This window comes from Mesobacillus thioparans (assembly GCF_965138835.1).
GTDB lineage: Bacteria > Bacillota > Bacilli > Bacillales > Cytobacillaceae > Mesobacillus > Mesobacillus thioparans.
Window position 1 is genome coordinate 216,886 of the sequence record NZ_CBCSFH010000003.1, and the last position, 23,873, is coordinate 240,758.

A 23,873-nucleotide genomic window follows, 5' to 3' on the forward strand; every position below is an offset into this window, starting at 1 on the left:
CATGAAAAAAATCCTTTGGCTGCTCTTGCTCCTTTCCGTGATTATTTTTCCGGAAAAGGGAGCGGCAGCAGAAAACCTGCAGGCCGTCATTGATTCAGCCAAGGACGGCGCTGTGATTAAGCTTGAGAATAAGACGTATACCGGCAATATCGTAATCGATAAGCCGCTCACCCTAATGGGAAAAAAAGGGACTGTCATTGAAGGAGATGGCAAAGGCAATGTCATTTCCGTCCGTGCCCCAGGCGTCACCGTAACAGGCCTCGAGGTCAGAAAAAGCGGGATGGACCGCAACAGCCCTGAAGAATATGCGGCGATTAAAATCTATACAGATGGAAATGCCATAAGAAATATCACGATTGAACAATCCTTTCATGGAGTTTATTTAAGCAAAGCGCACAATAATACGATTGAAGACGTCCGGATAACCGGACTTGGAAAAGGTGAAATCGCTGCCCAGGGAAATGGGCTGCATGTTTATTATTCAAATGGAAACCTATTAAAAAACAACTATATCGAAGGCACAAGAGATGGCATGTTCTTCGATTATGCAAATGATAACAAGGCATTAGGCAATGAAATAACAAAAACACGTTACGGTCTGCATTATATGTACTCAGACCGCAACGAATTCAAAAACAACATATTCACCTTTAATACAGGCGGAGCAGCCATCATGCACTCCAATCAACTGAAATTGGAAGATAATCAATTCATCTTTAATTATGGACACCGCTCTTTTGGATTGCTGGTTTTGTCAGCAAACGAAAATAACATTGAGAACAATACTTTCTATATGAATCAGAGAGGGTTATATATAGATCAATCTACCGACAACTTGATCCGATCGAACACAATCTCCCAGAACCAGATTGGAATCGAGCTATGGGCAAGTTCGAACGAACAGGTTTTTACCGAGAACTTAATTGAAGAAAATACGATACCGGCTGTAACGCTGGGCGGTACTGGCAGGAATGAGTGGAGCCTGGATGGAATTGGCAATGATTGGGGCAGGTCCTTTCCACTGCTGGATCTTGACCAAAATGGGATTGGTGACAGCCCGGCAGTCTATAAATCCTCGCTCTATGAACTGATTGAGGACCAAGAACTTGTCTATCTTTTTTTAAAAAGCCCAGCCATTAAAATCTATGAAAAAATGAACGAACTGCTGGATCACGAGAAAGTCATGTTTGAGGATCCTGATCCACTCGCTGGCAGCCGAAAACAAAAATTGCCTGTCGCTATTGCCATAGCCGTTGGTGTGACGGCAATCTTCGCAAAAAGGAGAAAACTGCTATGTATTTTATTTGGAAGGAATGGAAGGAAAATATAAGAGGAAAAGGGCTATGGCTCGCAATCGGCACTGTCATGCTGGTCTCTGTTCTTTTACTTGTGAGATCGTCCGCTTTTTCCTATGATCAGGGATTTTACATCCTGCTGATCAACCTGTTCGATACACTGATTTATTTTATCCCGATTCTATGCCTGTTCATGGGGGCATTCTCCATCTTCCAGGAAAAAGAGCAAAAAACACTGGTCATGCTTTTGACGAGGCAGGAAAGTTTTATGACCTTTCTCATTAAAAAGAGCATAGGGATGCACGCAGTCCTTTTGAGTCCGTTAATGATCTGGTTCTTCATCTACCTCGTTCCTTTAAAAGTTTATTTCAAAACTGACCCTGGAACATATTTTGTCTTTATCCTGTCCATCTCGGCTTTGATGCTGGTTTTTGTGCAAATAGGCGCTTTTATTGGCAGCATCAGCCAGTCCAGGATGCAAATGGCTGGACTGGCGGTCGTCATCTGGTTTTACTTCTTTTTCTTGCATGACTTTGCCCTGCTTTCGATCATTCAGGATGTAACACATGAAAATGTACAACTCTACTCAATCGCATACTTTTTAAACCCGATCCAGGCAGTAAGGATGTACCTTGAAACAGGCTTGGGCATCTACTCATTCGGGCATATGTCCCATCTTTTAAAATCGTTCATGTGGCTGCAGCCTGGTGTATTCCTTACAGCCAGCCTATTATTCTGGATGGCTGCTTCAATTCTTGGTTCTGTATTGCTTCATCGCAAGGAGGGTTTGGAATGATCAATGTCTCAGGTTTAACACAGTCCTATGGCAATAAAGAAATCTTGAATGATATCAGCCTATCAATTGAAAAAAATGAGGTATGTGCGCTGGTTGGCAGAAACGGTGCAGGGAAATCGACCTTTATCAATAGTTTGCTGGGACTCATACAAATCAGCAAAGGTGAAATCCTTGTAAATGGAAAGTCCCGAAAAAAAACTAAACGCTGGAAAAATGAGATTGCCTATCTTCCGGAAAAATTCATGCTTTACCCTGCTCTGACAGGTTACGAAAATATCACGTTTTTTGCCCAAGCCGGCACAGGAAAGACAGACCCGGTAAAAATAGAGCAAGTTTTGACTTCAGTCGGACTATGGGAAGACCGCAACCGTGCCGTTAAAGGGTATTCGAAGGGGATGCTCCAACGACTTGGGCTCGCCATCACACTGTACCAGGATGCCAATATCCTGATCCTTGACGAACCGACAAGCGGAATCGACCCAATGGGACGGAAGGAGATTTTAGAAGTCCTGCAATCTTTGACGGATAAAACCATCCTCCTCTCTTCCCATCACCTGGATGAAATCAAGAAAATTTGTACCCATGTAGCTTTTTTAGAGAATGGAAAAATGAAAAAATACACAGTTGACGATTTTTTAAAGACTCAGGATTTAGGAGGAGCGGAAAAATGAAAAAAGTAGCATCTTTGTTTTTGTTGATAACAATCCTGCTGGCTGGCTGCAATCAGGAACCGGAATGGAAGGTGGATATCACCAATGAACCAGTGTTTGCAAATGGTGATGAATCCGAATTTGAAATCGAAGTCACCGAAAACGGCAAGGCTGTAAAAGGCCTCAAGATTGACGTGGAATTAGCGATGTCAAGTATGGATCACGGAGCGATCAATGTCGAACTAAAAGAAGGACCAGATGGCGTTTATGTTGGAAGTGCCAATTTTTCAATGGCCGGAGAATGGGAAGCAGCTTTTTATCTGGAGAAGGATGGACTGAGACAAGAAAAAGTGATGAACCTGAAGGTCAAAAAGGCTGAAGGAGTTGCTTCTATAAACGGTCAATGGATCACAGACGAAGACCTTCAATTTTACCAGTTTATTAATAAGCTTCATATTGAAATCAACCGCGAAACCGACCGAAAGAAGTACGATGGCGAAAAGCTAGATGAAGCACTTACCTACTGGGACAATCAGGAAAAACTGAACCAGGACAGGAATCAGCTGTTAACACAGATCATCCGGCTAAGGGCCATGGCAATGCTGGGCACTGAGAAAGGACATAAGGCAACTGAACAGGAAGTAAATGCCGCGATTGAAAACGTCCGAAACCAGTATAATACTTCGGAAGTAGCCCAAAAGCTGATTGCCGACTTTGGTGAAGAAAGATTCTGGAGCATACAGCAGGAGCAATATGCCCGGATTGTCCTCACCCAGAAGGTTCAGAACGATCTAATCGAAAAAGTGAAAAAAGAAAATCCAAAGGCCGAAGATCAGGAAATCCAATTTACCGCTGAAAAAGAATACGAAGAACTGCTGGTAAGCCAGGTGAATTCCCTTCAAATAAAGATTATGTAAAGCCCTCTTATAAGAGGGTTTTTTGTGTCGAAAAATGTGAGTGATTACTCACTATACAAAACCACATTGATTTGTTACACTTTTAATGAGTGATTACTCACTTCAAAAAGGAAGGTGAAGACTCAATGATCGTTTCTATACGCAACGTAAGCAAACGCTACGGAAAGCATAATGTTTTGAATAACATCAATTTAGAAATTGAAAGTGGCGAGATTTTCGGCCTGCTCGGTCCCTCGGGTGCAGGAAAAACCACTCTTGTCAGGCAGCTCGTCGGACTAGAGACACCAAGCGAGGGTGAGAACTATCTTTTTGGTGAAAAAATGCCGTCATTGGCATTGATTGAAAGAATCGGCTACATGGCGCAATCCGATGCGCTCTATACCGAACTGTCCGCCAGGGAAAACCTTGAATTCTTCGCTTCCCTATTCGGTTTGAAAGGATCGCAGCGAAAAAAACGCATCCTGGAAGTGATGGAGCTGGTGGATCTTTCGCAGCATCTTAACAAACTGGTAACCAATTATTCTGGAGGCATGAAGCGGCGCTTATCACTTGCGGCAGCATTGCTGCATGAGCCTGAGCTGCTGATCCTCGATGAGCCGACCGTCGGGATCGACCCTGTTCTCCGTCAGAGCATTTGGTCAGGATTCTATGATTTGAAAAATAGCGGCAAGACGCTGATTGTTACAACACATGTCATGGATGAAGCAGAGAAGTGCGACAGGCTGGGGCTGATTCGTGACGGAAGGCTGATTGCCGTCGGCACCCCTGTCGAGTTAAAGGAAAAGACCGGTACAGCCAGCGTCGAAGAAGCATTTTTAGCATACGGAGGTGTCCAGCATGCGAATTAGAGCTCTGGCAATCCGGATCATCCGGCAATTTCTGAGGGACAAAAGGACGCTTGCGATGATGCTCGTTGCTCCTCTCTTGATCTTGACAATGCTCCACCTTGTCTTTAATGGAGAAAATTATATACCGAAGATCGGTTTCGTCAATGCCCCTGACGCAGTCATCAACAAACTGGATTTAGAGGATGTTAAAATGACAGAATATGAATCTGTAAAAAATGCGAAGGAAGCTGCCCTCGACCATTCTCTTGATGGATATGTCGTATTTGAAGGTCCAATGGTGGATAAAATTGTGCTTGAAGGAAGCGATCCTTCTGTTAATGGCGCTTTTATGAAGTGGTTCCAGCAGGCGTCAAAACAGCTGATGCCTTCACAAGGGAGTCCTGAATTGAGAGCTGAATACCTTCACGGCTCCGAGGATATGGGTCAATTTGATTATTTTGGGCCTGTATTGCTTGGATTCTTCGCTTTCTTCTTTGTGTTCATCATTTCCGGGATTTCATTTTTGCGGGAGAGAACGAGCGGCACGCTTGAAAAATTGCTGGCAAGTCCGTTGAGGAAGTGGGAAATTGTTGTCGGCTATATACTTGGATTCGGCCTGTTCACCCTTTTGCAGGCTACCTTGATCGCCTGGTATGCAATCTATATCCTCGGCATGCTGATGGAAGGTTCGTTTATCTATGTACTGCTGATTACGCTGATGCTGTCCATGACGGCTTTGACACTCGGGACACTGTTGTCGGCATTCGCGAACAACGAGTTTCAGATGATCCAGTTCATCCCGATCATCATCGTGCCGCAGTTTTTCTTCTCCGGCCTGATCAATCTTGAGACGATCTCCGATTGGCTGAGCTGGCTCGGACCGATCACGCCACTGTATTATGCTGCAGAAGCTTTGCGTGATATTATGGTTAGAGGATATGGCTGGGATGCCATTTACGGTAATCTATTGATGCTTGCCGGTTTTTCCGCCTTATTCATGTTCCTGAATATTTTAGCACTGCGGAAGCACCGTGCCGTCTGAAACGTGGCGAAAGGAGTTACCAATGACAGATCATGAATTTAAGATTGATGAGTTGATGGACGGAGAAGAACTAACGGATAAGCAGAAGAAAATCATCATCTCCGCGATTGAGTCCTTCTCAGAAAAAGGCTTTTCCGCTACATCAACTAGTGAGATTGCTAAAAAGGCAGGCGTAGCGGAAGGAACGATTTTCAGGCATTATAAGACGAAAAAGGATTTGCTGCTCGCGATTGTCGCCCCAGTGATGGCAAAGTTCGTGGCCCCTTTTATCATAAAAGATTTAAAGAAAGTCCTGGACCAGGACTATGAGCATGTTGAAGACTTCCTTAAGGCGATGCTGGAAAACCGCCGGGATTTCTTGATCAAGAACCTGCCCACTGTGAAAATACTGGTGCAGGAAATCCCGTTCCATCCAGAATTGAAGGAGCTTTTCAAGGAGCACATCGGATTGCAGATCTACGAACGGTTCATAAAGCTCGTAGAGTATTATCAGGCAAAAGGCCAAATCATCGAAATTCCTGCCTACAGCGTGTTCAGGATGGTGTTTTCCTCCATCTTCGGATATTTGATCGCACGCTATATGATCCTGCCCGAAGCAGAGTGGGATGATGAAGCAGAAACAGAACGGACGATCCAATTCATCATGCATGGATTGGCGGGACCGAACAGCGGGAATTAAACCCGGCGCGGGTTGAACTGCACCTCCATTGTTAGTTTTTTGTCTAACAATGGAGGTGCAGTTTTTTGAATTGGAAAAAATCACGGGGAATTTCCAGTTCGCCAATATATTTTGATTTTCGCCAATAAACCAATGAAAATCGCCAATAATAGATTTTTTTCGCCAATAAAATTGCGAACTCCGCCAATAAAACTCGATTTTCGCCAATAAATTAATTTCGAGCCATAAAAATAGGAAGCTAGACACCTGTATAGCGTCCTGCTCCCCTATTTTTACGGCAATTCAACGATTTTCACGCGATAGAGCTTGTCATCACCCTCACTCGGGTTGCCGCGGCCGTCTGTATTATTGCTGACGAAATAAAGATACTCCCCATCCGCCAACACATCGCGGATCCGGCCAACTCCTTTGACGACTTCTTTCGTCGTTTTTGCAGCTGGATCGAATTCGCGGAGTGCATTGCCTCTTAATGTTGCAACATATAGCTTGCCTTCATGTGCCGCCATGCCTGATGGTGCCCATGTATCGCTGCTGGACTGGAAAATCGGTGTTTCCATGCCCTGGTTTGTTTTATCGCCGGTGATCTCCGGCCAGCCGTAGTTTTTCCCTGCTTCTATCTGATTGATTTCATCGTGGGCGGATGGCCCGTGCTCGCTGGCATACATCGTTCCATCCTCTGACCAGGCGATGCCTTGCGGATTGCGGTGGCCGTAGCTGTATACATATGAATCTTCGAATGGATTATCTGCGGGAACAGTTCCATCAAGGTTCATCCGCAGGATTTTTCCGCCAAGCGAGGATAAATCCTGGGCAATTTCCGGCTTTGTTGCGGCATCACCTGTTGTGGCATATAATTTTCCGTCACTGCCGATTTTCAGCCTGCCGCCATGATGGAAGCGTCCGCTCGGGATTTGATCCAGCAGCAGCCTGCCTTCGTTCCATTCATCATTTTTCAAAGTCAGTTCGACAATCCGATTGTACTGGCCGGTGTCATTCTCGTATGTGTAGTAGGCAAATGCCTTGTTGGATTGCTCGAAGTCGGGTGCGATCACGAAGCCAAGCAATCCGGCTTCAGCGGCCTGGGACAATCCTTTTTTCAAAGAAACCTTTTGCCTTGTCGTGCCGCCGCTATCGATTTTCACAATCGAACCGGGACGCTCACTTAAGTAAAATGTGTCATTGATTTTGTTGATCGACCACGGCACTTGCAGATTTTCTGCCACAACCTCAAGCTCGCCAACCCGGGCAACAGCTTCCTCGTCACCTTGGTTTTCAATCTCTTCACCGGCAGGTTTTGTTTCTTCATCACTGCCAGTACATCCTGATAAAACCATCAGCATCGCCAGCAGCACATACAAGATTCTTTTCATGTCACCAGTCCTTTCTTAAATCAGTCTGCCAACACCTTCATAATCGCCTTTCCTACACCGCTCTCTTCATTTGTCATGGTCACTTCGCCGCACAGGACTTTGATTTCTTCAGCTGCGTTGCCCATCGCGACTGGCTTCCCGACTTTTTCAAGCATCGACACATCATTGAAATTATCTCCGAGGGCCATCGTTTCTTCGAGGCTGATCCCCCTTGATTGAACGAATTTTTCCAGGGCGATGCCTTTTTGGGCGTCAAGGCTTGTGATCTCGATATTTTCCCGTCCGGATGAACTCACTGCCAACCCGGCGATTTCCTTCAAACCAGACCTGGCAGCACCAAGTTTGGCATCATCGAGCGAAAAGGCCAAAAGCTTGTAGATTTCATATTGATCGTCCTCGAATAAATGGTCATACTGATCAATCTTCGTAATCAGTCCTTTATGTACCCTTTCCTCAGCTGCCGCGGCAATCTGCTCGATTGGCACTTCTGGATTGGCTGTTGAAAAAATATCCACGATGATCGAAATTGCTTTATCTTCGTCTTCTGTGAATGTGCCTTGATTTGTATACATCTCGAAGTAGACACCATTTTCCACAAGACGCAGTGCAGCCTGGCGGGCCTTAGCCTTGTCCAGCGGATTGGAGGCCACAACTTCGCCCGCTACCGAGCGGATTTCAGCACCATTCACACAGATCATCGGCAGCTTAAGTCCGGCTTCCTCCACCACGAATCTTGCTTCCTGGTAAGAGCGCCCGGTTGCTACCACTACTTCAACCCCCTGCTCCTTCGCCTTTAAAATCGCTTCGCGGTTTTCAGGTGTAATCTCCTGTGTCGCCGTCAATAATGTTCCATCCATATCTGTTGCTATGCACTTAATCATGTCTTCACCTTCTGCAGTTATTTTTCAGTATTATCATCCATGATAGACCTTCAAACCCGTCACAAGCAAATAATACGTGTATATACATCACGCTGTGGTTTTAGCCTAGGGAATCTAACTTTTTTGCAAGCTAAAATTCTCTGAAACTTTCATATTGTCATGTTGAAAATCATATGCTATTATGTAGCCACAAGCTGCAATCGTTTGCATATAAGGATAGCATTATTGCATTTTCCTCAAAGAGTCCTGTTATATCAACATATACAGGATTTCCGCCCTTCATATGTAAGCGTTTTAAAAGTGTTGTATATATTCAATATCTTCTCTGAATCTACGCAAAATATGCAAACGCTTTCGGAAACGCATGTGATTGCATGCCAAAAAAACAAAAAATTTGGGGGTATCTCAGCAATGAAAGCAAAAAAGCTATTTCCAGCAGTTCTTTCTCTTGGGCTTCTAGTTGGCGGCGGTCTGGCAGGATGTTCATCCGACGATGACGCGAAAAAATCAGGAGATGGCGGCGGCGATCAAGTTACCGTTGACATTTTCCAATTCAAGGTAGAATTCAAGGATCAGTTCGAAGACCTAGCAAAAGCTTATGAAGATGCACATAAGGATGTAGACATCAACATCACAACTGTGGGCGGCGGCGAAGATTACGGTGCAGCACTTAAATCCAAGTTCGCTTCAGGCAATGAACCTGCAATTTACAACGTCGGCGGACCGCAGGATGTTGAGGACTGGAAAGAGAAGCTTGCAGACCTTTCTGATACAAAAGCAGCAAAAGCTGCCCTAAGCGGAACTCTTGAAGGCGTAACGAAAGACGACAAAGTTCTTGGACTTCCATACAACCAGGAAGGATATGGCTTCATCTATAATAAAAGCATTTTTGAAAAAGCAGGGATCGATCCTAAGAGCATCACTAGCTACAGCGCTCTAGAAGAAGCAGTTAAGACACTTGACAGCAAGAAGAAAGACCTTGGCCTTACATCTGTATTCGCTCTTCCTGCTAAAGAAACTTGGGTAACAGGACTTCACCTTTCAAACGTATTCCTTGCACCTGAATTTGACCAGAACGTAATCAATGCATTCGAAGCTAAGGAAGTTACTTTCAAGCATGGCGATGCGTTCAAGAAGATTCTTGACCTGCAAAACAAATACTCTGACCAGCCTACTGTAAGCCTTGACTATGCGAAGCAGGTTGAAGAGCTATTCTCTACTGGCAAAGCAGCGATCATCCAGCAAGGTAACTGGGTATCTGGTTCAATCGCTGGAATCGACGAAGAGCTTGCTAACAGCGGCGTTGGCATCCTTCCGATCCCTGTTGAAGGCTACAAAGAAGATTCAATCCCTGTAGGTGTACCAATGTACTGGGCTGTAAACAGCAACAAGGATGACAAAGAAGTAGCAGCAGCTAAGGAATTCCTAGACTGGTTATATACTTCTGAAGAAGGCAAGACTGCCGTCATCGAAGACTTCAAATTCATTCCTGCCTACGAAGGATATGACGCTGGCAAGATCTCTGACCCTCTTGCAAAAGAAATCTATGAATACTCTTCAGCTGGCAAGACTTTGGCTTGGACTTTCATGGGTTACCCAACTGGCTGGGGGCAAGAAAAGCTTGGTGTCAACATCCAGAAGTACGTAAGCGGCGAAATGAGCTGGGATGAACTTGTAAAAGAGTCTTCCAAAGCATGGGCAGACGCTCGTAAATAATAGCTTTTCACCAGAGAAGGAAACAGAACGGCCGCGGCTGTTTTGTTTCCTATCTTTTTTCTAAAGAGGCGCTTGCTCCATCGCTGAATCAGGCGGAATTATGAAAAAGCCCCGCTGCCGGTTTTTTCATAATTCTTCTGCAGCGCTAGTGAGCACCTTTTATTTAACTAGATTATTACACCATTAAGAATAGGAGGATTTACAGATGCGCAACCGGAATCTTTGGTACTGGCTTTTCCTTGCACCAGCTTTGCTTGCCCTGGCTGTGGTGGTTCTTCTGCCGCTAGCTTACGGCGTTTATTATTCATTTACAGACTGGAATGGGATTAAGACCCCATCTTTTGTAGGTCTTGAACACTATAAAGCACTTTGGGCTGAAGAAGAATTTAGGAATGCCCTGTGGTTCACTACAAAATTCACTGTCGTTTCTGTGTTCCTGATCAACTTTTTTGGCCTCTCCCTGGCTTTGCTGGTCACACAGAAATTCAGGACGAACAATATCCTGAGAACGATTTTCTTCATGCCGAATCTGATCGGCGGCTTGATTTTAGGTTTCATCTGGCAGTTCATTTTCACGAAGGTTTTCGCCAGCATTGGTGAGCTGATCGGCGTGGAAGGCCTCCAGGGGTGGCTGTCGACTGAGACAACAGGTTTCTGGGCAATGGCAATTTTGATGAGCTGGCAAATGGCTGGTTACATCATGGTCATCTATATCTCCTTCCTTGAAGGGGTGCCGCAGGAATTGCTTGAAGCGGCTGAAATTGACGGAGCGAACAGCTTCCAGCGCTTTTACCATGTCACGTTCCCGCTGGTCATGCCAGCATTCACGGTCAGCTTGTTCCTGACACTGTCCAACTCTTTCAAGCTTTATGACCAGAACCTGTCGCTAACTGGCGGAGGCCCTTACAACTCCACCCAGATGGTCGCGATGGAAATTTTCAAGACGGCATTCGTCGAAAACGCGATGGCTTTCGCACAGGCAAAAGCGGTCATCTTCTTCCTGATCGTCGCTGCCATTTCGTTGACACAGGTGTATATCAATAAGAAACGGGAGGTCGAGATGTAATGAAAAAGAAGAAGCAAAGCAGAATCCTTCTGGAAATTCTCGGCATCATCCTTGCACTGATCTGGCTATCCCCGTTTTATTTGATGATCGTTAACTCTTTTAAAACAAAGCGTGAAATGTTCGAAGATACTTTGAAGCTTCCGGACGTTTTTACATTCGATAACTATACGGTCGCATTTGAGCGCCTTGATTTTATCAAAACATTCTTCAACTCTTTGCTGATTACCGTGCTTGCAGTTGCCGTGATCATCATTTTCTCCTCGATGGCTGCGTATGCACTGTCAAGACGAGGCGGAAAAACAAGCGGAATCATCTTCATGCTGTTCGTTGCAGCGATGCTGATTCCATTTCAATCAGTTATGATCCCGCTTGTATCCATTTTCGGAAAGCTTGAGATGCTGAACAGAGCTGGACTGGTTTTCATGTACCTTGGTTTTGGCGCGAGCCTGTCGATCTTCCTTTATCATGGAACATTGAGCGGTATTTCAAAATCACTCGATGAAGCGGCGACAATCGACGGCGCGAACCGGTTCCAGATTTTCTGGTATATCATTTTCCCGATGTTGAAGCCCGTTTCGGTCACTGTGGCAATTTTGAACATCATCTGGATCTGGAACGACTACCTGCTCCCTTCTCTTGTCATCAACCAGCAGGGAATGGAAACAATACCGCTTAAGATGTTCTTCTTCTTTGGTGAATATACGAAGCAATGGCATCTGGCGCTGGCAGGATTGACGATCGCGATCATCCCGGTCATCATCATTTACTTCTTCCTGCAAAAGCAGATCATCAAGGGAGTTTCAGAAGGTTCGGTAAAATAATCGATACTATAGGAGAGACGACCAATGGCAGTCACAATCAAAGATGTAGCCAGGGCAGCCGGTGTGTCACCTTCCACCGTTTCCCGGGTAATCGGGGACCATCCTCACATCAATGACGAAACGAAGAAACGTGTGCGTAAAGTGATGGATGAACTGGGGTATCATCCTAATTACCAGGCACGCAGTCTCGTTGGAAAAAGTACAGAAACGATCGGGATCGTCATGCCTAATTCGGCCACCCAGGCATTGCAGAATCCCTTTTTCCCTGAAGTCATCAGAGGAATCAGCATGAAAGCCCATGAACACCAATTCGGGGTATATTTAACAACCGGCATTACAGATGAGGAAATTTACGAGCAGGTTGTTTCGATGGTCCAGGGTCGACGGGTTGACGGAATCATCCTTCTGTACTCAAAGACAGACGACAAGATCATGAACTATCTGCTGAAACAAAAATTCCCTTTTACTGTCATCGGCCGGCCGAGCAAGAACGCCGAGCGGATTACCTATGTCGACAATGATAATATCTATATCACCAGGCAAGTGACAGACTATCTGATCAGCCTTGGCCATAAAAGAATTGCGTTTATCGGTGTCAATACTGAATATGTTTTCACGATTGACCGGCTCGAAGGCTTCAAACAGGCCCATGAGGAAGCTGGAATACCTTTTGATCAGGAATATATCATCCATGAACAATGCTTGAAATCCGGGGGAAAGGAAGGCATCCAGTCGTTCCTATCCTCTCATGAGCCCCCTACTGCCCTGGTAGTAGCGGATGATTTTACAGCGATCGAGCTGATGAGTTACTCGGAGGAATTAAATATTACGGTGCCGGATGATATTTCGATTGTCAGCTTCAATGATGTACCGCTGGCAGAGCATATGAAGCCTCAGCTGACCTCGGTCAATATCGATATTTTCCAGCTGGGATTCGAAGCGGCTAACTGTTTAATCGATCTCATCAAAAATCCGGACTCTTTGCCGAAGCGAATCACAATACCGGCAAAAATAATTGAGCGAAAATCTTGCAGTGCGATAAATAAGTAAGTTCCAGACAGTGCAGAATGATTAATATGAAATGACAGGTTACATCAGGATCAAACAAAGAAATGAGGGTTCACATTTGAAACATACATGGTGGAAAGAGGCTGTTGCCTATCAGGTATATCCGAGGAGTTTCATGGATTCCAACGGCGACGGCATCGGTGATTTGCAAGGAATGATTTCAAAGCTTGATTACTTGAAGGATTTAGGAATCGATGTCATCTGGATTTGCCCGATGTATAAGTCCCCTAATGACGATAATGGGTATGATATCAGTGATTATCAGGATATCATGGATGAGTTCGGGACGATGGAGGATTTTGACCAACTGCTTGCCGAGACGCACAAGCGCGGCATGAAGCTGATCATCGATCTTGTCATCAACCACTCGAGCGATGAGCATCAATGGTTCATCGAGTCCCGCGAATCCAAGGACAGCCCGAAGCGCGACTGGTATATCTGGCGCGACGGCAAGGATGGCGCTGAGCCGAACAACTGGGAGAGCATTTTTGGCGGCTCTGCATGGGAGTATGATGAGGCGACAGACCAGTACTTCCTGCACATCTTCTCCCGCAAACAGCCTGACCTGAACTGGGAAAACAAAGAAGTTCGCACGGCATTGTACGACATGATCAACTGGTGGCTTGATAAGGGAATCGATGGTTTCCGTGTGGACGCGATCAGCCATATCAAAAAGGAAGAAGGCCTGAAGGATATGCCAAATCCTGAAGGGCTTCAGTATGTGTCATCCTTTGATAAGCATATGAATGTCGACGGAATCCAGACTTTCCTTGAGGAGCTGAAACAGGAGACCTTCTCTAAATACGACATCATGACCGTTGGCGAAGCAAATGGCGTCAGCATCGAGGAAGCGGATCTCTGGGTCGGCGAGGAACAGGGCAAGTTCAATATGGTCTTCCAATTTGAACACCTTGACCTGTGGGACTCTGAAAAGAAAGCACTCGATCTGGCAAAATTGAAGAATACTTTTACCCGCTGGCAAAAAGGCCTTGAAGGCCATGGCTGGAATGCGTTATTCATCGAAAACCATGATAAGGCGCGAATCGTTTCAACCTGGGGAGATGACAAAGAGTACTGGCGCGAAAGTGCGACAGCGCTTGCGGCAATGTACTTCCTGATGCAGGGAACTCCATTCATCTATCAGGGACAGGAAATTGGCATGACGAATGTCCAGTTCCCGTCAATTGAAGATTATGATGATGTCGCCATCAAGAACCTTTACAACATCCGACGTGAAAACGGTGTGCCACATGAAGAAATCATGGACTTTATCTGGGCAACAAGCCGTGACAATTCACGGACACCTATGCAATGGTCAGATGCCGAAAATGCCGGGTTCACAACTGGAAATCCATGGCTTGGCATGAACCCGAATTACACAGAGGTCAATGTCGAAGCACAGCTCAAGGACCAGGACTCCATCCTTCATTTTTACAAGAAAATGATTCAGATGAAGAAAACCCATGAAGTGTTCAATTACGGCACATATGATTTGGTGCAGGAAGCTCATGAGCAGGTGTATGCATATACGCGCACACTGGACGACGAGCAGGCGATTGTCATCTCGAACCTGTCTGCTGAGCCGGCAAGCTTTGCATTCGAAGGCTTTCAGTTTGAGACAAGTAAGCTTGTGCTCAATAATTATCAAGTGGAAGAGCATAGACCTGCGGCAGAATTTACGCTCAAGCCTTTTGAAACACGGGTTTATATTAAATAATGAGAAAGGGAGTGCCCTATTGGAGGCACTCCCTTTGCTTTATACCATTAAAAACGTTTGATAAATAACCTCTTCCCGATCCTGCATTTTCACATGCTCTTCTATATGAATCCCCGGCTGCAGATAAACTTTTTCCCAAATGAACGAAAACGAATCAAATTCAAAACTGCCATCTTCGCTTATCGTAAGTCCATTTGTATAGGTTGATAAATCGTGAAGATACAAAGAGTGCAGGTTCCTTAATACGTGTTTTTGTTCTGGATTTACGTTTTCCAGTATTACATTCATTCGTTCTTCTCCTATGAAAATAAGATAATAGTCCTATTAAAAATTCCTCGTTCAGAGAAGGATTCCTCCTGTAAATATTGAATTTGACTAAATAGATGCCTGTTTGCAGTTTAGCTTGCTAGCTTTAGGAGAATATAACACAGGAAGGAACTGGACTGATAAAAGTGTTGGCAAATCAGGAGTAATGCATTAAAATGATTTTTGGCTTATAAATATGTATTAAGGGTGAATGAATTTTGGAAAAACCATTGCGTAAAACGAGATCAACAGGGGATTTATTAGCATTCATCATCCCCTCTTTAATAGGAATATTCTTTTTCATGGTCCCGATTTCCTATAAAGGAGAAATCACGATTCCAATCGCGGTATTGTCAGGCTGGGTCCAGGACTTGCTTGGCGGCACGCTGCCGGCGATCATGACAGTGATCATCGTTCTGACTTTGATTGGGACTTTATTGATTAAAACACTAAGACCAGAAATATTGAATCGCAATCATTTTCTTAAAGCGTTATTCGATGTACCGACAATCTGGCTTGGTGCGCGCATCTTGGGCGCGATTTTCGCCATCATGACGTTATTCAAATTAGGACCTGAAGCCGTTTGGTCGCCGAACACAGGCGGACTGCTGCTCAATGACCTTTTACCAATCCTGTTCGCTGTCTTCCTGTTTGCGGGCTTGTTCCTTCCGTTGCTCCTGAACTTCGGTTTGCTCGAGTTATTTGGAACATTGCTGACAAAAGTGATGCGTCCGATTTTCAAATTGCCTGGCCGCTCTTCGATTGACTGTCTGACTTCATGGCTTGGTGACGGCACGATCGGTGTCCTGCTGACAAGCAAGCAGTATGAAGAAGGCTATTATACAAGAAGAGAAGCAGCTGTCATCGGGACGACCTTCTCGGTTGTTTCGATCACGTTCAGCCTGGTTGTCATTTCCCAGGTCAATCTGGCTCACATGTTCGTCCCCTTCTATCTTACGGTGACGGGTGCTGGCGTCGTTGCTGCGATCCTGCTCCCGAGAATCCCGCCGCTATCAAGGAAAAAGGATACGTATTTCGTGGAGCAGAACAATGATTACTCTGAGGAAAACATTCCAGATGGCTACACACCATTCTCCTGGGGGATGGCACAGGCAGTCGAAAAAGCAAGCACTAATAAAAGCTTCAAGGATTTCTTCCTTGCCGGCATCCGCAATATCCTCGATATGTGGATGGGTGTTGCGCCGATCGTCATGGCGCTTGGAACATTAGCGCTGATTGTCGCGGAATACACACCAGTATTCCAATGGCTTGGTATGCCGTTCATCCCGCTGCTTGAACTGATGCAGGTCCCTGAGGCAAAAGCTGCATCCGAGACACTGATCGTCGGCTTTGCAGACATGTTCCTCCCTTCGGTTATCGGTGCCGATATCGCCAGCCCGATGACAAGGTTCATCGTTGCCGCTGTATCCGTAACCCAGCTTATCTACATGTCAGAGGTCGGCGGATTATTGCTAGGATCAAAAATTCCCGTAAGCTTCGGGGAACTGTTCATCATTTTCCTCCAGCGTACGATTGTAACATTGCCAATCATCGTATTGGTTGCGCATATGCTTTTTTAAAACGATTAGTAACAAATAATCATCGAATGAACGTAAAGTAAAATAAAATAGCCTTTGAAAACCGGTTGGTGCGATTCCAGCCGGTTTTTACTTTTGTGAAGGCTCTTTTCTCAAACTTTTTTGATATTCGCTACAATATGGATTGAATTACCTAAGATCGTCCACACAATTCACGACTATTATGTGAAAAGAGCTTGCAAACTTAGTAACGACATACACAATGGCTATTATCACTAAAAAAAGGCTTTAAGATTTTAACAACAATCTTTAAACAGCCTTGTGAAAGCAACAAAGTAAAAAGAGAAGCGATTCGCTTCTCTTTTCACTTCTTCTTATCTAACACTGAAATGACCTGATCTGTCTCAGGTTTATGCCGAAGTAGACCCATCCGCGGCGGCGGCTCCATCTCCAGCCGGCAACTGAATTGCGGCCGAGGAAGACTGGATAGAACCAGAAGCTTCTGCCATCAATCAGCCAAATATAAGTGAATCGGAACATGCATCGGCGGATTCCGCCTGGGTCAACTGCAAAGGCTGTTGCCTGTTCCTGCGGCACGAAGGCTGGCGGCGGGGACGATGGCGGCCCTCCTGCCTGGCCTCCTCCTGGTGTGCCGCCGGGAACTCCACCGGGACTGCCTGGGAATCCACCTGGTCCTCCAGGGAATCCGCCTGGGCTGCCTGGAAACCCACCAGGTCCACCCGGAAATCCTCCTGGGCTGCCTGGAAATCCCCCGGGACCTCCAGGAAACCCTCCTGGTCCACCCGGAAATCCTCCTGGGCTGCCTGGGAACCCGCCGAATGTCCTCATATCCACATTCTGGTCGTACTCATTTTCATAACAGTCATAATCATCTTCATAATGTTGACTCGGTCCGTATGGGTAGAAGTTGTTGTTATTCAAACTCATATCCCCTCTCTTGATGTATTCCATGTAAACTATGCGAAACGCCCAGTTTGGTGCTAATTTGCACTAAGGTTTTCAAATTCTTTTTTGATCTGGCCGGTGATTTCGTCCACCTTTGCAAAGTCCATGGCTCCGATATAGATACTTTCGAGTTGGTCGCGAAGTTCTTTTGCATAGGCCAGTGAGGCGATTGCTTCGTTCATTTTGTCTTTATATCTTCCGCCGACATCCTTGATTTCTGCGGCGTACTTCTCATCGGTTCCCGGAGCGATAAGTTCTTCGTACATATCGATGATTTCATCCGTTTCTCTTTCCGGGAAATATTCATGCGGTGCCGTGCTGTCAAAAATCGCAAAATCGAGCTCGCGGACAATCACCATATCAAGGCTGTGGGGATCGAATCCGCAGTGGTAAACTTCTACATCGTATCCCCGGGATTGTGCTTCTGCAGCCAATTTTTTCAGCATCGTCGACTTTCCAGATCCGGGACGGCCTTTGATGAAATACCTTTTACCGACTGTTTCTGTCAGGTTCGGGACAAAATCGACTGCGCCAACAGGTGTGGCTGCGCCAAGGAACCGGTCATATACCCGCCCACTTCCCGTTGCTGACCTCGTGTCGCCAAAGAAATTTTTAATCAATCTGTTTGTCAGAACATTCGCTTTTTCAAAGTCCATATTTTCAATATAGATCTTTTCCCATTCATCATGGATTCTCAGCGCTTCAGCAAAAAGGCTGTATGCACGGTTGAATGCTCCGCTGATTTTTCCAGACAGTTCCTGGATCTTCTGCTTATGTTCCTGCAGCTTCCCGGAATTCCATGCTTCCCCAAGATTGATATACTCCTCGACCGCTCCGGGAGCCTTAGGCTCGATAACATGAGGCGCTGTGCCGTCCACAATTCCCGCGTTCAGTTCAGGAATCAGTACACCATCAATCGATCTATTATCTGAGGAACAATGCAGAAATTGAACATCATATCCTTTTTCCTGCCATTCACTCCCGATCTTTTTCATGAGTGATGACTTACCTGTTCCCGGACCGCCCTTCAATATGAACAACCGTGACAAGCCTTGCAAGCTTGAGTCATACAAGCTGTAAAAACCCCGTGCTGTGTTGCCGCCGGCAAAAAAATTGAGGATTTTTCCCGTCATATAATCGCACTCCCTCCAGCCGTTGATCATAACGGCAAGTTTCTGCTTCCCCCTTACTATATGCAGGGCATAGGCGCTGGGTGAATGCCCAGATTGATACTGTACCTGTCCTTTTATTTCTTAATGCAAAAAAACCTGTGCAGCAATCATTTATAGTGACTGTTGCACAGGTTTAAAGTGATTCTTCTATTTTATCAAGTTTTCATATCTACCACTTGTAGCATTGAGTAATTGTTCCGGTGCCAGCTCGACCTGGAAGCCGATTTTCCCGGCACTGACGATGATGGTCTCAAGTTCCTGTGCGCTCCCATCCAAAAACGTAGGATAGTTCTTTTTCATGCCGACTGGTGAGCAGCCGCCGCGGATATAGCCGGTGAATTTCTGGATATCCTTGACCGGCAGCATTTCTACCTTCTTCTCGCCAGCTGCCTTTGCCGCCTTTTTCAAATCCAGCTCCGCTTCAACCGGAATGACAAAGACATATAAATTCTTGCTTGCCCCTACTGCCACAAGCGTCTTGTAGACCTGTGCGGCATCGCGGCCGATCTTGCCGGCAACCGCAACACCGTCTATCTTGCCGTCATTCGCGTCATAAGTAAGGATCTCATACGGCACCTTTTGCGTATCGAGGATCCGCATCGCATTCGTTTTAACCTTCGCCATCCTGGTCCCTCCCAAACTGAGGTTTTTAGGTTCATTTTACCTTATACTTCCAGTCAGGCACAATGACCATCAACGCTTGAGACTCTTCAGGGTGTCGTGAACATTCACTGCCTTCCTGCCGATAGAAAAATACGTCAGTCCAGCTGTTTCTGCCTCTTCAAGGCCATAGCAATTCCGGCCGTCAAAAATAATCGGCTGCCTCATCAATAACGGATAGCGCCCTAAATCGTATTCTGTTATTTGCGGCCATTCGGTCATGATGAACACCGCATCTGCTCCTTTGATGGCAGTGTCAGCATTTTCAGCATAATAAAGCTTGCTGCCAAAAAGATCTGAGACCTTGCCGGAAGCAGCCGGATCATAAACAGAGATATCTGCCTGTTCCCCCAGCAGACTGGTGATCAGCTCAACGGCAGGCGCCTCCCGGATATCATCGGTATGCGGCTTGAACGCAATGCCCAGCACGGCCACCCTTTTTCCCTGAAGGCTCCCAAACAGCTCCTTCGCTTTATGGAAAAGCTGTTGTTTCTGCCTGCTGTTCACCTCGATGACGGACCGCAGGATTTTAAAGTCATAATCATAGTACTCCGTCAGTTTTTCCAGCGCCTTCGTATCCTTCGGGAAACAGGATCCGCCATAGCCAATCCCCGCGTTTAAAAACTGGCTGCCAATACGATGGTCCATGCCCATTCCCTTTGCCACATCCTCAATATTGGCACCCGTATGTTCACATAAATTCGCGATTTCATTTATAAAACTGATTTTCGTCGCCAGGAACGCATTGGAAGCATACTTGATGAGCTCCGCACTGCGGACATCTGTCTGTATTACAGGCCTGCCAAATGGTTCATACAGCTTTGCCACCGCGCGGCCCGCCTCATGATCATCTGCCCCGATGACAATCCGGTCCGCGTGGAAGGTATCAAGAATGCCCGAGCCCTCGCGGAGGAACTCAGGATTTGAAACGACGCTTACCCGCAGTTCACTCGGTATAATCGCCTCCAGCTGTTTCCTCACACGTTCATTTGTCCCTACAGGCACCGTGCTTTTAATGACAATGACTCCATCCCTGTCCAAACTCTTGCCAATCGAGGCAACCGCGGCATCCAGGTATCCCAGATTCGCCGACCCGTCTTCATTTTCAGGCGTTCCGACAGCGATGAAAATATAGTCAGCCTTCCTGCAGGCGTTTGTTGATTCATTTGTAAAATAAAGCCGGCCCTCCGCAAGATTCCTTTTCAGCATCTCCTCAAGGCCAGGCTCATAAATAGGGCAATTCCCTTCAGAAAGGGCAGTGATTTTATCTCCATCTATATCAAAACAAGTGACATTGTAACCCATTTCGGCAAAACAAACACCGGTGACAAGGCCAACATAGCCTGTCCCAAAAACTGCGATTTCCATATTGGCCTCCGTAACTTTTTATTCTTTATTTTATCATGCTGCACCCGCAATCCTGGCCAATTCGCTTAATTTGGCAAAAACTTGTCTATGTAAATTTTTAGGGGGTAAAAGGAAAACTAGCATGATTCTCACTAAAATAGGAAAAATTAGTGATTATGAAGACTTTTAAGGAGGATTGTTGATGAACGATTATACTTCAAAGCTGCCGCGTTTCCCTGAGCCTTACTGGCGTAAAACAGCTGAACTGCCTTCTTTTCCGAAGCTGCAGGAGGACCTGAAGACAGACGTTGCGATTATTGGCGGAGGGATCACTGGCTTGACCTCTGCCTACCTGCTGGCGAAGGCTGGCGCAAAAGTGGCCTTAATTGAAGCCGGCAGCATTTTAAACGGCACCACCGGACATACAACCGCAAAGGTGACCGCACAGCACGGGTTGATTTATGACGAGCTGATCAGCCACTTTGGTGAGGATCAGGCACGTCTTTACTATCAGGCCAACTATGACGCGATGCAGTTTGTCAAAAATCTCGTCAAAGAACAGCAGATCGATTGCGACTTTTCCGACGAAGATGCTTATTTATATACCAATTCTGATAAGGAAATGGAAAAGCTGCTGAAGGAATTCAAGGCCTATGAAAAACTGGGCGTGGTGGGCAGTGAGTATGTTTCCGAGGTGCCGATTCCGGTCGATGCGATGGCTGCGATTGTCATGCGGAACCAGGCTCAGTTCCACCCGCTGAAATTTTTGAAACATCTGGTGGAGCGTTTTACGGAAATGGGTGGCCAGATTTATGAAAATACAACCGCAGTTGATATGGAGGAAGGCTCTGAGCCTGTTGTGACCACAAGAGACGGACATAAGGTGCACTGCAATCAGATGATCATCAGCACCCACTTCCCTTTTTACGATCTAAAAGGGTTCTATTTTTCAAGGATGCAGGTCCATCGTTCCTATGTGCTCGCTGTTAAGACCGAAAAGGAATTCCCGGGCGGCATGTACATCAATGCCGAGACACCGTCACGCTCCCTGCGCTATACAGACTGGAATGGCGAAAAACTGGTGCTGTTCGGCGGAGACAGCCATATCACCGGACAGGATGATAATACGCACCAGTATTATGAAGCACTCGAGGGGTTCGCAGCCAAGACATTCGGCGTTAAGGAAATCCCATTCCGCTGGAGCGCGCAGGACCCGACGACGCTTGATAAAATTCCTTTCGTCGGCAAATACTCATCAAGCACAGATAACATCTTTGTTGCCACAGGCTACCGGAAATGGGGAATGAGCAACGGCATCAATGCCGCGCTGCTCATGTCCGATCTTATCCTAAGGAAAGACAATCCGTATGTGGACGTTTTCGAACCGCAAAGATTCCATGCAAAACCTGATGTGGCGACATTCGTTGCTGACAATGCCACCGTCGCAAAGGAACTGGTTAAAGGGAAACTGGAGCGGCCATCAACCAATCCCGAAAGCCTTAGCAACGACGAAGGTGCTGCCGTAACAGTCAACGGCAAACGGGCAGGAGCCTATCGCGACGAAAACGGCCAGCTGCACGTCGTCGATACCACCTGTACCCACATGGGCTGCGAGCTAAAATGGAACAACGGCGATCGCACCTGGGATTGCCCATGCCACGGCTCACGCTTCTCCTATAAGGGAGATGTCATTGACGGCCCTGCCGAACTGCCGCTGGAAAAAGTCGATTTGGAATAAAGCAAAGCCGCCATTCACGTTTGAGTGGCGGCTTACCTTTTGTTTTGTCCAGCAGGGAGGCATGTCCCCGACCGGGAATATCTTGCTGCCAACCGGGAATAAAGTGGACTCAACTGGGATTATAATGATTCCAACTGGGAATATCCTGCTCCATTAGGAGGTATCTTGCTCGAAAATGGGATACATTGATTCCAACTGGAGATATTTTTCTCTCAATTGGAGATATTCTGCTTCCAACTGGAGATATCCTCTCTCCCAATCAATATTGCCTCGCTCCCAATCGGGACAGATTGCTTTCACAAGGATGAAACAACCTTCTAATAGCTAATTATCCCTTTTCCGCTAAAAGTGTTTTATGAATCCAGATGCTGGCCTGCATGCCATCTCCCATCGCGATTGTTGTCTGCTCGGAATGGGCTACCAGGTCCCCTGCGGCCCAGACGTTCTCGACATTGGTCATTTTCGTACGCGGGTCGACTAATACATGCTTGTTTTTATGAAGATCGACGCCAAGTTGCTGCGCGAGCTGTGATTTCACTTCATTCCCGCCGAAGGCTATGAAGCCGCGTTCTGAAGTCAGTTCCTCACCGTTTGCAAGCAGAATTCCTTTAAAGTCAGGACCGTCTGCCAATACCTTTTCAATCGGCCCTTCAACATACTTAATTCCCTTTTCCTTCAGGGCTGACAATGCATCCTCGTCCACTTCTTTGTTTTCATGATTCACATACGTGAGCTTATCGGTGAAATAATTCAAGGTCAGTGCCATGTTGGCACCAGGATTACCCGATCCCATCACGATTGTCGACTTGTCCTTCACTTCATGTCCATCGCAATCCGGACAGACATACACGCTGATTCCCAAGGTAGGCATCAGATCCGGAAAAGGAGGAATCCGGTCCATCACTCCTGTGGCGAGAAGCAATGTCTTCGCATTATAAGTGTTCCCGTTCCCGTCCTTCACTTTAAAGCCTTCCGCTGTTTTCTGTGCGTCTTCAGCCTTACCGATCACAAACTCCACACCATACTGTGCAGCCTGTTTTCGGCCGATTTCCCGTAACTGAGGGCCGCTGACACCATCCGGATAGCCCAGGATATTATGATAGCTCTGGCATAATGCCGACCGTCCATCCCCTGCATCAAGCACCATTGTTTTATGATTATAACGTCCGAGCTGAATCGCCGCCTGCAGTCCGGCAATCCCGCCTCCAACGATAAGGCAATCGTACATACTGCTACACCGTCCTTTTTAAAAATTCCCATAGTAGCATATTTCCCTGTTGAAGAGCGGATAATCCCGCAAA

Annotated in this window: 22 protein-coding genes; 14 read left to right on the forward strand and 8 right to left on the reverse strand. The window is 46.2% G+C overall.

The window, feature by feature from the left end:
• Position 1: 1 nt before the first annotated feature.
• The 7 genes from nosD to ACNAZ4_RS08205 all read left to right on the forward strand — a co-directional run bounded on the left by nosD (position 2) and on the right by ACNAZ4_RS08205 (position 6,206).
• Positions 2 to 1,330 carry a nitrous oxide reductase family maturation protein NosD gene (gene nosD / locus ACNAZ4_RS08175; protein WP_415813731.1) on the forward strand — a complete coding sequence of 443 codons (1,329 nt, stop codon included), beginning with the start codon at positions 2 to 4 and terminating at the stop codon, positions 1,328 to 1,330.
• Positions 1,294 to 2,091, forward strand: coding sequence for an ABC transporter permease (locus ACNAZ4_RS08180; protein WP_415813733.1), 798 nt, complete (start codon positions 1,294 to 1,296; stop codon positions 2,089 to 2,091). Before nosD ends, ACNAZ4_RS08180 begins: the two co-directional genes overlap by 37 nt.
• Positions 2,088 to 2,762 carry an ABC transporter ATP-binding protein gene (locus ACNAZ4_RS08185; protein WP_415813734.1) on the forward strand — a complete coding sequence of 225 codons (675 nt, stop codon included), beginning with the start codon at positions 2,088 to 2,090 and terminating at the stop codon, positions 2,760 to 2,762. The genes ACNAZ4_RS08180 and ACNAZ4_RS08185 overlap by 4 nt, the downstream gene beginning before the upstream one ends.
• The gene (locus ACNAZ4_RS08190) at positions 2,759 to 3,658 is read left to right on the forward strand and encodes a FixH family protein (protein ID WP_415813735.1); all 900 of its coding nucleotides are present in this window, start codon (positions 2,759 to 2,761) and stop codon (positions 3,656 to 3,658) included. Before ACNAZ4_RS08185 ends, ACNAZ4_RS08190 begins: the two co-directional genes overlap by 4 nt.
• A gap of 125 nt (positions 3,659 to 3,783) precedes the next feature.
• A complete protein-coding gene (locus ACNAZ4_RS08195; protein ID WP_415813736.1) occupies positions 3,784 to 4,506 on the forward strand; it encodes an ABC transporter ATP-binding protein in 723 nt (240 codons plus the stop codon).
• Positions 4,496 to 5,527, forward strand: a complete 1,032-nt coding sequence (locus ACNAZ4_RS08200; protein WP_415813738.1) for an ABC transporter permease — start codon at positions 4,496 to 4,498, stop codon at positions 5,525 to 5,527. Before ACNAZ4_RS08195 ends, ACNAZ4_RS08200 begins: the two co-directional genes overlap by 11 nt.
• Positions 5,528 to 5,549: 22 nt before the next feature.
• Positions 5,550 to 6,206, forward strand: a complete 657-nt coding sequence (locus ACNAZ4_RS08205; RefSeq protein ID WP_415813739.1) for a TetR/AcrR family transcriptional regulator — start codon at positions 5,550 to 5,552, stop codon at positions 6,204 to 6,206.
• A 272-nt stretch (positions 6,207 to 6,478) separates the two neighbouring features.
• On the opposite strand, the gene ACNAZ4_RS08210 is transcribed toward ACNAZ4_RS08205, so the two are convergent.
• Positions 6,479 to 7,576: a PQQ-dependent sugar dehydrogenase gene (locus ACNAZ4_RS08210; protein ID WP_415813741.1), complete on the reverse strand. Its 1,098-nt coding sequence runs from the start codon at positions 7,574 to 7,576 to the stop codon at positions 6,479 to 6,481.
• A 20-nt stretch (positions 7,577 to 7,596) separates the two neighbouring features.
• Positions 7,597 to 8,457, reverse strand: coding sequence for a Cof-type HAD-IIB family hydrolase (locus ACNAZ4_RS08215; protein WP_415813742.1), 861 nt, complete (start codon positions 8,455 to 8,457; stop codon positions 7,597 to 7,599).
• A gap of 411 nt (positions 8,458 to 8,868) precedes the next feature.
• On the opposite strand from ACNAZ4_RS08215, the gene ACNAZ4_RS08220 reads away from it, so the two are divergent.
• From ACNAZ4_RS08220 to ACNAZ4_RS08240, 5 genes are all read left to right on the forward strand, one after another.
• Positions 8,869 to 10,173: an ABC transporter substrate-binding protein gene (locus ACNAZ4_RS08220; protein WP_415813744.1), complete on the forward strand. Its 1,305-nt coding sequence runs from the start codon at positions 8,869 to 8,871 to the stop codon at positions 10,171 to 10,173.
• A 205-nt stretch (positions 10,174 to 10,378) separates the two neighbouring features.
• Positions 10,379 to 11,239 (forward strand): carbohydrate ABC transporter permease, encoded by an 861-nt coding sequence (locus tag ACNAZ4_RS08225; RefSeq protein WP_415813745.1) that lies wholly within the window; start codon positions 10,379 to 10,381, stop codon positions 11,237 to 11,239.
• Positions 11,239 to 12,060 (forward strand): carbohydrate ABC transporter permease, encoded by an 822-nt coding sequence (locus ACNAZ4_RS08230; protein ID WP_415813747.1) that lies wholly within the window; start codon positions 11,239 to 11,241, stop codon positions 12,058 to 12,060. The genes ACNAZ4_RS08225 and ACNAZ4_RS08230 overlap by 1 nt, the downstream gene beginning before the upstream one ends.
• A gap of 24 nt (positions 12,061 to 12,084) precedes the next feature.
• Positions 12,085 to 13,110: a LacI family DNA-binding transcriptional regulator gene (locus tag ACNAZ4_RS08235; RefSeq protein ID WP_415813748.1), complete on the forward strand. Its 1,026-nt coding sequence runs from the start codon at positions 12,085 to 12,087 to the stop codon at positions 13,108 to 13,110.
• Positions 13,111 to 13,186: 76 nt separating this feature from the next.
• Positions 13,187 to 14,845 carry a glycoside hydrolase family 13 protein gene (locus ACNAZ4_RS08240; protein WP_415813749.1) on the forward strand — a complete coding sequence of 553 codons (1,659 nt, stop codon included), beginning with the start codon at positions 13,187 to 13,189 and terminating at the stop codon, positions 14,843 to 14,845.
• 39 nt (positions 14,846 to 14,884) lie between these two features.
• Here ACNAZ4_RS08240 and ACNAZ4_RS08245 read toward each other — a convergent pair whose 3' ends face one another.
• Positions 14,885 to 15,133 carry a hypothetical protein gene (locus ACNAZ4_RS08245; protein ID WP_415813750.1) on the reverse strand — a complete coding sequence of 83 codons (249 nt, stop codon included), beginning with the start codon at positions 15,131 to 15,133 and terminating at the stop codon, positions 14,885 to 14,887.
• A 236-nt stretch (positions 15,134 to 15,369) separates the two neighbouring features.
• On the opposite strand from ACNAZ4_RS08245, the gene ACNAZ4_RS08250 reads away from it, so the two are divergent.
• Positions 15,370 to 16,731, forward strand: coding sequence for a YjiH family protein (locus tag ACNAZ4_RS08250; protein ID WP_415813751.1), 1,362 nt, complete (start codon positions 15,370 to 15,372; stop codon positions 16,729 to 16,731).
• A gap of 336 nt (positions 16,732 to 17,067) precedes the next feature.
• On the opposite strand, the gene ACNAZ4_RS08255 is transcribed toward ACNAZ4_RS08250, so the two are convergent.
• The 4 genes from ACNAZ4_RS08255 to ACNAZ4_RS08270 all read right to left on the reverse strand — a co-directional run bounded on the left by ACNAZ4_RS08255 (position 17,068) and on the right by ACNAZ4_RS08270 (position 20,855).
• On the reverse strand, positions 17,068 to 17,538 hold the full coding sequence (locus ACNAZ4_RS08255; protein ID WP_415813837.1) for a collagen-like protein: 471 nt from the start codon (positions 17,536 to 17,538) through the stop codon (positions 17,068 to 17,070).
• A 152-nt stretch (positions 17,539 to 17,690) separates the two neighbouring features.
• Positions 17,691 to 18,788 (reverse strand): PRK06851 family protein, encoded by a 1,098-nt coding sequence (locus ACNAZ4_RS08260; protein ID WP_415813752.1) that lies wholly within the window; start codon positions 18,786 to 18,788, stop codon positions 17,691 to 17,693.
• A 186-nt stretch (positions 18,789 to 18,974) separates the two neighbouring features.
• On the reverse strand, positions 18,975 to 19,451 hold the full coding sequence (ybaK, locus tag ACNAZ4_RS08265; RefSeq protein ID WP_415813753.1) for a Cys-tRNA(Pro) deacylase: 477 nt from the start codon (positions 19,449 to 19,451) through the stop codon (positions 18,975 to 18,977).
• 69 nt (positions 19,452 to 19,520) lie between these two features.
• Positions 19,521 to 20,855 (reverse strand): UDP-glucose dehydrogenase family protein, encoded by a 1,335-nt coding sequence (locus ACNAZ4_RS08270; RefSeq protein WP_415813754.1) that lies wholly within the window; start codon positions 20,853 to 20,855, stop codon positions 19,521 to 19,523.
• A 181-nt stretch (positions 20,856 to 21,036) separates the two neighbouring features.
• Here ACNAZ4_RS08270 and ACNAZ4_RS08275 point away from each other — a divergent pair, with 181 nt between their 5' ends.
• Positions 21,037 to 22,572 carry an FAD-dependent oxidoreductase gene (locus ACNAZ4_RS08275; protein WP_415813755.1) on the forward strand — a complete coding sequence of 512 codons (1,536 nt, stop codon included), beginning with the start codon at positions 21,037 to 21,039 and terminating at the stop codon, positions 22,570 to 22,572.
• 328 nt (positions 22,573 to 22,900) lie between these two features.
• On the opposite strand, the gene ACNAZ4_RS08280 is transcribed toward ACNAZ4_RS08275, so the two are convergent.
• Positions 22,901 to 23,800 carry an NAD(P)/FAD-dependent oxidoreductase gene (locus ACNAZ4_RS08280; RefSeq protein WP_415813756.1) on the reverse strand — a complete coding sequence of 300 codons (900 nt, stop codon included), beginning with the start codon at positions 23,798 to 23,800 and terminating at the stop codon, positions 22,901 to 22,903.
• Between the last annotated feature and the right edge of the window lie 73 nt (positions 23,801 to 23,873).

What these genes read in the sequence shown, in the direction of transcription:
- nosD (WP_415813731.1), top strand. Translation starts at nt 2, where the DNA reads ATGAAAAAAATCCTTTGGCTGCTCTTGCTCCTTTCCGTGATTATTTTT.
- ACNAZ4_RS08180 (WP_415813733.1), top strand. Translation starts at nt 1,294, where the DNA reads ATGTATTTTATTTGGAAGGAATGGAAGGAAAATATAAGAGGAAAAGGG.
- ACNAZ4_RS08185 (WP_415813734.1), top strand. Translation starts at nt 2,088, where the DNA reads ATGATCAATGTCTCAGGTTTAACACAGTCCTATGGCAATAAAGAAATC.
- ACNAZ4_RS08190 (WP_415813735.1), top strand. Translation starts at nt 2,759, where the DNA reads ATGAAAAAAGTAGCATCTTTGTTTTTGTTGATAACAATCCTGCTGGCT.
- ACNAZ4_RS08195 (WP_415813736.1), top strand. Translation starts at nt 3,784, where the DNA reads ATGATCGTTTCTATACGCAACGTAAGCAAACGCTACGGAAAGCATAAT.
- ACNAZ4_RS08200 (WP_415813738.1), top strand. Translation starts at nt 4,496, where the DNA reads ATGCGAATTAGAGCTCTGGCAATCCGGATCATCCGGCAATTTCTGAGG.
- ACNAZ4_RS08205 (WP_415813739.1), top strand. Translation starts at nt 5,550, where the DNA reads ATGACAGATCATGAATTTAAGATTGATGAGTTGATGGACGGAGAAGAA.
- ACNAZ4_RS08210 (WP_415813741.1), bottom strand. Translation starts at nt 7,576, where the DNA reads ATGAAAAGAATCTTGTATGTGCTGCTGGCGATGCTGATGGTTTTATCA.
- ACNAZ4_RS08215 (WP_415813742.1), bottom strand. Translation starts at nt 8,457, where the DNA reads ATGATTAAGTGCATAGCAACAGATATGGATGGAACATTATTGACGGCG.
- ACNAZ4_RS08220 (WP_415813744.1), top strand. Translation starts at nt 8,869, where the DNA reads ATGAAAGCAAAAAAGCTATTTCCAGCAGTTCTTTCTCTTGGGCTTCTA.
- ACNAZ4_RS08225 (WP_415813745.1), top strand. Translation starts at nt 10,379, where the DNA reads ATGCGCAACCGGAATCTTTGGTACTGGCTTTTCCTTGCACCAGCTTTG.
- ACNAZ4_RS08230 (WP_415813747.1), top strand. Translation starts at nt 11,239, where the DNA reads ATGAAAAAGAAGAAGCAAAGCAGAATCCTTCTGGAAATTCTCGGCATC.
- ACNAZ4_RS08235 (WP_415813748.1), top strand. Translation starts at nt 12,085, where the DNA reads ATGGCAGTCACAATCAAAGATGTAGCCAGGGCAGCCGGTGTGTCACCT.
- ACNAZ4_RS08245 (WP_415813750.1), bottom strand. Translation starts at nt 15,133, where the DNA reads ATGAATGTAATACTGGAAAACGTAAATCCAGAACAAAAACACGTATTA.
- ACNAZ4_RS08255 (WP_415813837.1), bottom strand. Translation starts at nt 17,538, where the DNA reads ATGAGGACATTCGGCGGGTTCCCAGGCAGCCCAGGAGGATTTCCGGGT.
- ACNAZ4_RS08260 (WP_415813752.1), bottom strand. Translation starts at nt 18,788, where the DNA reads ATGACGGGAAAAATCCTCAATTTTTTTGCCGGCGGCAACACAGCACGG.
- ybaK (WP_415813753.1), bottom strand. Translation starts at nt 19,451, where the DNA reads ATGGCGAAGGTTAAAACGAATGCGATGCGGATCCTCGATACGCAAAAG.
- ACNAZ4_RS08270 (WP_415813754.1), bottom strand. Translation starts at nt 20,855, where the DNA reads ATGGAAATCGCAGTTTTTGGGACAGGCTATGTTGGCCTTGTCACCGGT.
- ACNAZ4_RS08275 (WP_415813755.1), top strand. Translation starts at nt 21,037, where the DNA reads ATGAACGATTATACTTCAAAGCTGCCGCGTTTCCCTGAGCCTTACTGG.
- ACNAZ4_RS08280 (WP_415813756.1), bottom strand. Translation starts at nt 23,800, where the DNA reads ATGTACGATTGCCTTATCGTTGGAGGCGGGATTGCCGGACTGCAGGCG.